At 40.3% G+C, this 7131-nt stretch carries 8 protein-coding genes; 2 read left to right on the top strand and 6 right to left on the bottom strand.

Features of this window, described 5'->3' with window-relative positions:
• The first annotated feature begins 21 nt into the window (after positions 1–21).
• Positions 22–408, top strand: coding sequence for a PaaI family thioesterase (locus AC1M9P_RS01495; protein WP_481586547.1), 387 nt, complete (start codon positions 22–24; stop codon positions 406–408).
• A 13-nt stretch (positions 409–421) separates the two neighbouring features.
• Positions 422–1771: an MFS transporter gene (locus tag AC1M9P_RS01500; RefSeq protein WP_481586548.1), complete on the top strand. Its 1350-nt coding sequence runs from the start codon at positions 422–424 to the stop codon at positions 1769–1771.
• 119 nt (positions 1772–1890) lie between these two features.
• On the opposite strand, the gene pcaG is transcribed toward AC1M9P_RS01500, so the two are convergent.
• The 6 genes from pcaG to pcaF all read right to left on the bottom strand — a co-directional run bounded on the left by pcaG (position 1891) and on the right by pcaF (position 7129).
• Positions 1891–2520, bottom strand: coding sequence for a protocatechuate 3,4-dioxygenase subunit alpha (gene pcaG / locus AC1M9P_RS01505; RefSeq protein ID WP_092766915.1), 630 nt, complete (start codon positions 2518–2520; stop codon positions 1891–1893).
• A 14-nt stretch (positions 2521–2534) separates the two neighbouring features.
• Positions 2535–3260, bottom strand: a complete 726-nt coding sequence (gene pcaH, locus AC1M9P_RS01510; protein WP_092766916.1) for a protocatechuate 3,4-dioxygenase subunit beta — start codon at positions 3258–3260, stop codon at positions 2535–2537.
• Between the two features lie 35 nt (positions 3261–3295).
• Positions 3296–3694, bottom strand: coding sequence for a 4-carboxymuconolactone decarboxylase (gene pcaC, locus AC1M9P_RS01515; RefSeq protein WP_035269644.1), 399 nt, complete (start codon positions 3692–3694; stop codon positions 3296–3298).
• A 47-nt stretch (positions 3695–3741) separates the two neighbouring features.
• Entirely contained in the window at positions 3742–4524 is a 783-nt protein-coding gene (locus AC1M9P_RS01520; RefSeq protein WP_481586556.1) for an alpha/beta fold hydrolase, read from the bottom strand.
• Positions 4521–5879, bottom strand: coding sequence for a 3-carboxy-cis,cis-muconate cycloisomerase (gene pcaB / locus AC1M9P_RS01525; RefSeq protein WP_481586549.1), 1359 nt, complete (start codon positions 5877–5879; stop codon positions 4521–4523). Before pcaB ends, AC1M9P_RS01520 begins: the two co-directional genes overlap by 4 nt.
• 62 nt (positions 5880–5941) lie before the next feature.
• On the bottom strand, positions 5942–7129 hold the full coding sequence (pcaF, locus tag AC1M9P_RS01530; RefSeq protein WP_481586550.1) for a 3-oxoadipyl-CoA thiolase: 1188 nt from the start codon (positions 7127–7129) through the stop codon (positions 5942–5944).
• Positions 7130–7131: the final 2 nt, after the last annotated feature.

Genomic DNA, 7131 nt, shown 5'->3' on the forward strand with positions numbered 1-7131 from the left:
TATTAAAAGGAGTACTTTTCAATGGACGAACAAGTTTTATCTAATTTACCCCCTATTCATCATTTATTGGGTGGTCATCAACTTCAGTGGGACAAGGAAAAGCGAGTAATTTCAGTTCAATATATTGCTCTTGAAAGTTTTACCAATCCTAGGGGAAGTGTTGAAGGAGGCATGATCTGCGCCATGCTTGATGATGCAATGGGAATTTTAGCTGCCTTAAATCAAACAGAAAAACCAGCTGCCACAATTAATTTAACAATTGATTTCTTCAGACCATGTGAAGTTGGTGAAGTATTGGCAAAAGCGTGGTTCATTAAAGAAGGACGTAAAATTTTAAGCCTTGAGAGTGAAGCTTGGCAGCATGGAAAGTTAGTGGCAAAAACCAGTGCTGCATTTATGGTTCTATAAGGATTAAAAAAGAATGGATATCTTAAAATTAAAGGATTGTGTCGATAATGACAAAATAAGTTCATATCAAAAATTCGTCGTTTTTTTCTGTTTTATTTTATACATTATCGATGGATTCGATTTCATGATAATGGCTTATTTGGCAAGTTCAGTTGCCAATGAGTTTTCATTAACTGGTACTAATATAGGAACTTTAATTAGTGCTGGTTTAATTGGTATGACCGTCTGTTCATTTTTACTTGCACCTCTCGCAGATAAAATCGGTAGACGTAATTTAATTAACCTTTGTCTATTAATCTGTGGTCTGAGCATGTTTGCATCTGCATTTGCCACCGATTTTAAACAATTGGTTCTGTGCAGATTTTTCACTGGTGTTGGTATTGGTGGTGTTCAAATCAGTGCTATGATTTTGGCCAGTGAATATTCTCCGACTAAATATAAAAGTTTTAGTGTTGGTATATTATCTGCCGGTTATGGGATTGGAGCAATTAGCGGAGCACTACTTGCTGTATATAGCTTAGAAAGTATCGGTTGGAGACAAGTATTTCTAATTGGTGGATTCGTTACTACATTTGCTTTTCTTTGCTCATTAAAATTTTTACCAGAATCGATCGATTATTTATTACTAAAACAACCAAAACATGCTTTGGAAAAATTGAATCAAATTTTCTCTAAAATGCATAAAAAACCAATTCTCACACTCCCTAAAGCATATAAAGAAAATCAAAAGTCTTCTTACGTAGAAATATTTAACCACAAGTATTTAGTTAAATCCCTTGTATTATGGGTTTCTATATTCTTTATTCTTTTTGGTTTTTATTTCGTGATGGGCTGGACACCTAAAATTCTCAATAGCTCTGGTCTAGATAACTCACTATCTATTAAAACTGCCATGATGATCAGCGTGGGTGGTATTTTAGGTAGTTTTATCATTGGTGTTCTTAGTTCTAAAGTCAGCGTATACATCAATCAAATTGCCTTTTTAATCCTCACGTACGTATGTATTTTATTGTTTGTGAACAATACAGATAATTTAAATATATTAATTATCGTTGCCACAACGCTAGGATTCTTTATTAATGGCTGTTTAGCTGGAATCTATGCCATTTCTACACAGCTCTATGAGGCAGATGTACGATCAACAGGCGTGGGGATTGCAACTGGTGTTGGTCGTTTTGGTGGTATTTTCTCTCCAATCATTGCGGGATACTTTTTAGACCTAGGGAACTCGCCTTTAGAATTGTACGGAAATTTTGGTTTTGCATTTGTTTTAGCGGCTATTGCCATTTTGATCATCTATAAGTTAAAACAAAGATCCGTAGTAAATACACCATATGTCGTTTTACAAAAAGAGCCTCAATAATTTATGCTCACGGATATATAACTTTGTATTTTTAAGATAAGTTGTTTCATCAAAATCTATTGATAGAAACAACAAAAGGTCAGTGAAATCACTGACCTTTTTAATTTCTTGTTCAAAGTTTAAATATCAAAGAATACAGTTTCATTTTCACCTTGAATACGAATATCGAAACGATAAACGATCTGACCATCACGCTCTTCACGCTTAGCAATGAGTGTTTGACGACGTGGCGCCCACTCAATACCATTCAAAATTGGGTCTTTCGCATTCGCTTCAGCTTCATCCTCGAAGTAAACTCGAGTATGTAAACCTAAATTGATACCACGCGCAAAAATAACCAGCGCGATATGTGGTGCTTGCTGTGAACCCTTACGTCCAGGAACAGCACCTGGTTTGATCGTATCGAAGCTCCAAAAACCAGTGTCAAAATCCGCACCCGCTCTACCCCAACCTAAAAAGTTTGGATCTGGCTGCTTCCCTTGCGTATCCTGCTGACTTGGATAAACACCATTGGCATCAGCTTGCCAAATTTCTACGAGTACATCGCGAAGTGGTAAACCCAAACCGTCAAAAACTTGCCCTTCGAGGCGAATACGTTCACCTTGAGTGCCATCTTTCACCATTTGATTATTGAAGCTATGCTCAAATACTTCTATACCAGCTTGATTAGGCATTAATCCAATATGGACATATGGACCACCTGTTTGAGATGGTGTTTCATGTAATTCTTCAAATTTCCAGCCATTCATCCTGATGCTCCCTATCAAGTCAAATCATTTTCAAAATATGTCGCACGACGACCACGTAAAGTAATGTCAAAACGATAGCAACGACTATCTGCTTCAATAAAGTTGCTCTTGTCTTCGAGCGCAATTAAAGCTCTTCGCTGTTGTTCTGAAGGAACAGTTTTTAAAATTGGACAGCTATCAATTAATGTATCGCCTTCAAAATAAAACTGGGAAATCAAACGCTGTGCCCAGCCATCTGCCATCACAGAAAAATGGATATGTGCTGGACGCCACTCATTGATACGGTTACGCCACGGATAAGGTCCTGGTTTTATCGTTCTAAAAATGAAGAATCCATTTTCATCTGTGAGCATTCGACCGCAACCACCAAAGTTAGGGTCCATAGCTCCCACATACTGATCATTTGGATGGCGATAACGTCCTGAGGCATTCGCTTGCCATACTTCAATCAGAGCATTTTTGACAGGACGACCAAATTGATCACGTAAATAACCATGAATAATGACGCGTTCACCAACAGGTAAACCATCTTTTGCATAATTTAAAATTAAATCATTGTCTTTAGGACCCAATAAGTCTGCGCTAAAGTGAGGTGCAGTAACCTCGGTTAATGTTTGCGCAATCGAAATCAGTGCATTTTTCGGGGAACGTAATACACTGGTTTTATATCCCGGTGCATATGCTGGTGGATGATCATCTGTATTTCGCTGTGCATAAGCACCCATCAGAATTTGAGACATGAATCTCTCCTTATTCAATTTAAAATATCGTCCGTTTATTTAATTTTCTCAGGCGAAATGCCTAACTCTGCAAATACTTCTTCTGCCATATGCATTGCAGCATTGGCTGCAGGAAGTCCTGCATATAAAGACGCATGCAAAAATAATTCTTTAAGATCATCTTTAGTAACGCCATTGTTGAAACAAGCACGAATATGCATTCTGAGCTCTGCTTCACGCCCCAATGCAAGTAAGATTCCAATCGTCACCAAACTACGTGTATGTCTTGGCAATCCTGGTCGTGACCAAACCTCACCCCATGCAAAACGACTAATGAAGTTTTGAAAATCAGCATTAAATTCATTTAAATTTTCAAGTGAACGCCCGACATGAGCTTCACCCAAGACTTCAGTACGGACTTCTAGCCCCTGCTTATAACGTTCTTCATCATTCATGAGGTTGTTCCTCTTTAAAATTGAAATTATTTGATGTTCAGATGTGCTTAAGACTGAATAAAAGCAAGCAATGCTTGGTTAAATTCAACTGGTCGCTCAATATTGGATAAATGCGATGCATCTATGACTGTAAGTTGACAGTCAGGTATATGTTGTTTTAAAAACTCACCATCATTCACTGTGGTCACAGGATCTAAGCCGCCACATAATGCCAAACAAGGCACAATAATTTTTCCAAGTTGATTGCGTAAATCCGTCTGAGCTAAAGCACGACAAGAGGCTGCATAGCCTTTAGGCTGAGTGACAGACAAACTCTGAATGGTTTTTTGAGCTGTCACATCGTGTAAATAATCAAACTGTTCACTAAACCAACGCGTATGTGTAGTACTGACGATATCAGCCAAACCATTTTGTTCAACCGCACCTGCACGACTCAACCATGCCTCGGCATTTCCAATTTTTGCTGCTGAATTTGCAATCGTAATAGAGTTAAAACGCTCTGGTGCAATTATGCCTAATTGAATCCCAGTAACTCCCCCCATGGAGATACCACAAAAATGCGCTTTTTCTATAGAGAAATGATTGAGTACATCAAGTACATCATTGGCCAAATCAATGATTGTAGTATTTTCAATGACACTACTTCTTCCATGACCACGTGTGTCATAGCAAATCACATCATAATCTTTGGAAAAATAATCAATTTGGGCTTGCCACATGCCATGATCAGTGCCCAGTGAGTTTGAAAAAATGATGCTTGGTTTTGTATCGTCACCAAAACGATAGACAGCAAGCTGCTGACCATTACGATTATTGATTAATATCATTATGGTGTACTTCCTTGAACGCTCTCTAGTACCGCATCTATTTGTGCTTGAGTATTTCCTAGATAATGTTGCGGATTAAAAATCTGACGGAGTTGATCTAGATCAAAAATAGCTAATATTTCTGGATTATTTTGTACAACATCGAGTAAGTGTCGTTGTTCGGCAACTGCTTGCTTACAAGCAGCTTCCACAAGATGATGTGCATTCAATCGCCCCATCTGAGGTGCGAGTGACATCATCAGTGCTTCAGCCATGATTAATCCTTGCGTGCACTCTAAATTTCTTAACATATTTTCAGGATCTACTTCTAATCCCGTAAATACATCGATTGCTCTACTTAAACTACCCGCCGTCAGTTGAAATAACTCTGGTAACGCTAGCCATTCAGCATGCCATGCACCTAAACTTCGTTCATGTTCTTGTACTAAGCTTTGGTAGATACTTGACATTAATGCAGGGACGCGATTTGCAGCAGCTAGAATTGAAGCAGCTGCAACAGGATTACGCTTATGAGGCATCGTCGATGATCCTCCACGCCCAGCACCACTCGGTTCAAACACTTCTGCAATTTCTGTTTGCATCATGAGTGACCAGTCACGGGCCATCTTGCCCAAGTTTCCTGTAATCGTTGCAAGTACATGTGCAATTTCGGCTACACGATCTCGCTCCCCATGCCATGTACATACGGGTGTATTTAAACCAAGTTTTTGTGCATAGGTACTCACTACAGCCGAACCATATCCAGTTAATGAAGCTAAAGTACCTACCGCACCACCTAACTGCGCTGTTAAGACATGTTGCTGTAACTGCTTAACACGCTTTAAATCTCGATCTAAACTAGAGAGCCACCGTGCTGTTTTATGTCCAAAGGTAAGCGGTAAACCTTGTTGCAACCATGTACGTCCAATCATCACCTGATCACGGTATTGAATCGTCAGTTTTTTAGTTGCCTGAATAGCTTGAATAAGTTGCTTTTCGATCAACTGTAACGCATCTTGAGCTTGCAGCATAAAGGCCGTATCAATGATATCTTGGCTGGTCGCACCCCAATGCACATAACGGGAAGCATCTTCATTGATTTTTTTTACAGCAGCAGTGAATTGCTTTACGAATGGAATTGCAATATTGCCAGCGAGACCACTGGACTGTGCCAAATGATCAAAATTAATAATGGAATGAATTTCTTGTGCTGCAACACGTTGAATCGTTTCAGCAGCAATTAAGGGAATAACACCAACTTCAGCTTGAGCTTGAGCCAGTACAACCTCTGCACGCAACATATATTTTACGAGTGCTTCATCACTAAATATGATATTCACATCATTCTGATAAAACAAACTTGCATATAACTGACTCATAACTTATCCCTATTACGCTTCATCATGTTTTTCACCATAAAGCGTCTTTCCAAAAATTGCTGTTAAACTTTTTCAATAATTAAAGCGATACCTTGACCCACACCGATACACATAGAGCACAATGCATATTTGCCACCAGTTGCCTCTAGTTGGTTGAGAGCAGTCGTCACCAAACGCGCACCTGATGCACCCAATGGATGACCTAATGCAATTGCACCACCATTTGGGTTTACACGTGCATCATCGTCGGCTAAACCTAGGTCACGTGTACACGCCAATGCTTGTGCTGCAAACGCTTCGTTCAGCTCAATCACATCCATTTGCTCTAGTGTTAAACCTGTTTGAGCCAGTAACTTTTTAATCGCAGGTGCCGGACCAAAGCCCATAATGCGAGGTTCAACCCCAACGGTGGTTGCACCAATCACTTTGCCACGAGGTTTTAAACCATATTTTTCTACAGCTGCATCAGAAGCAATCAGAATCGCAGCAGCACCATCGTTAATCCCTGATGCATTACCTGCGGTTACTGTACCGTCTGCTTTTACAACAGGTTTTAACTTGGTTAACGCTTCTAAAGTGGTTGAGGCACGAGGATGTTCATCTTTTGCCACCACAACCGCATCACCTTTACGCTGTGGAATAGTCACAGGCACGATTTCTTGATCAAAGAAACCGCGTGCTTGCGCTGCAGCCGTACGTTGTTGGCTGGTTAAAGCAAATTGGTCTTGATCAGCGCGGCTAATGTTGAACTGTTCAGCCACGTTTTCAGCCGTTTGCGGCATGGTTTCAACACCATACATTTCTTTAAGCTTCGGGTTGATAAAACGCCAGCCCATGGTGGTGTCTTCAATCTTTTGACTACGACCAAATGCACTCTCAGATTTACCCATCACAAATGGGGCACGTGACATAGATTCAACACCACCTGCCACAATCACGTCAGCCTCACCAGCTTTAATGGCACGCGCGGCCATTGCCACAGTATCGAGTGATGAACCACATAAACGGTTGACTGTGGTTGCAGGTACTGTATAAGGAATACCTGCTAAAAGCGCCGACATACGACCGACGTTACGATTATCTTCACCGGCTTGGTTGGCACAGCCAAATAAAACGTCATCGACGACATTCCAATCCACAGAAGGGTTACGTTCCATTAACGCTTTTAATGGCACTGCACCTAAGTCATCCGCACGGACAGGGGCTAAACCACCGGCATAACGACCAAAAGGCGTACGGATGGCATCAATGA

The organism is Acinetobacter sp. 25-47-122 (assembly GCF_056779695.1).

Coding starts and splice junctions, on each gene's coding strand:
- AC1M9P_RS01495 (WP_481586547.1), top strand. CDS start 22: ATGGACGAACAAGTTTTATCTAATTTACCCCCTATTCATCATTTATTG.
- AC1M9P_RS01500 (WP_481586548.1), top strand. CDS start 422: ATGGATATCTTAAAATTAAAGGATTGTGTCGATAATGACAAAATAAGT.
- pcaG (WP_092766915.1), bottom strand. CDS start 2,520: ATGAATGGCTGGAAATTTGAAGAATTACATGAAACACCATCTCAAACA.
- pcaH (WP_092766916.1), bottom strand. CDS start 3,260: ATGTCTCAAATTCTGATGGGTGCTTATGCACAGCGAAATACAGATGAT.
- pcaC (WP_035269644.1), bottom strand. CDS start 3,694: ATGAATGATGAAGAACGTTATAAGCAGGGGCTAGAAGTCCGTACTGAA.
- pcaB (WP_481586549.1), bottom strand. CDS start 5,879: ATGAGTCAGTTATATGCAAGTTTGTTTTATCAGAATGATGTGAATATC.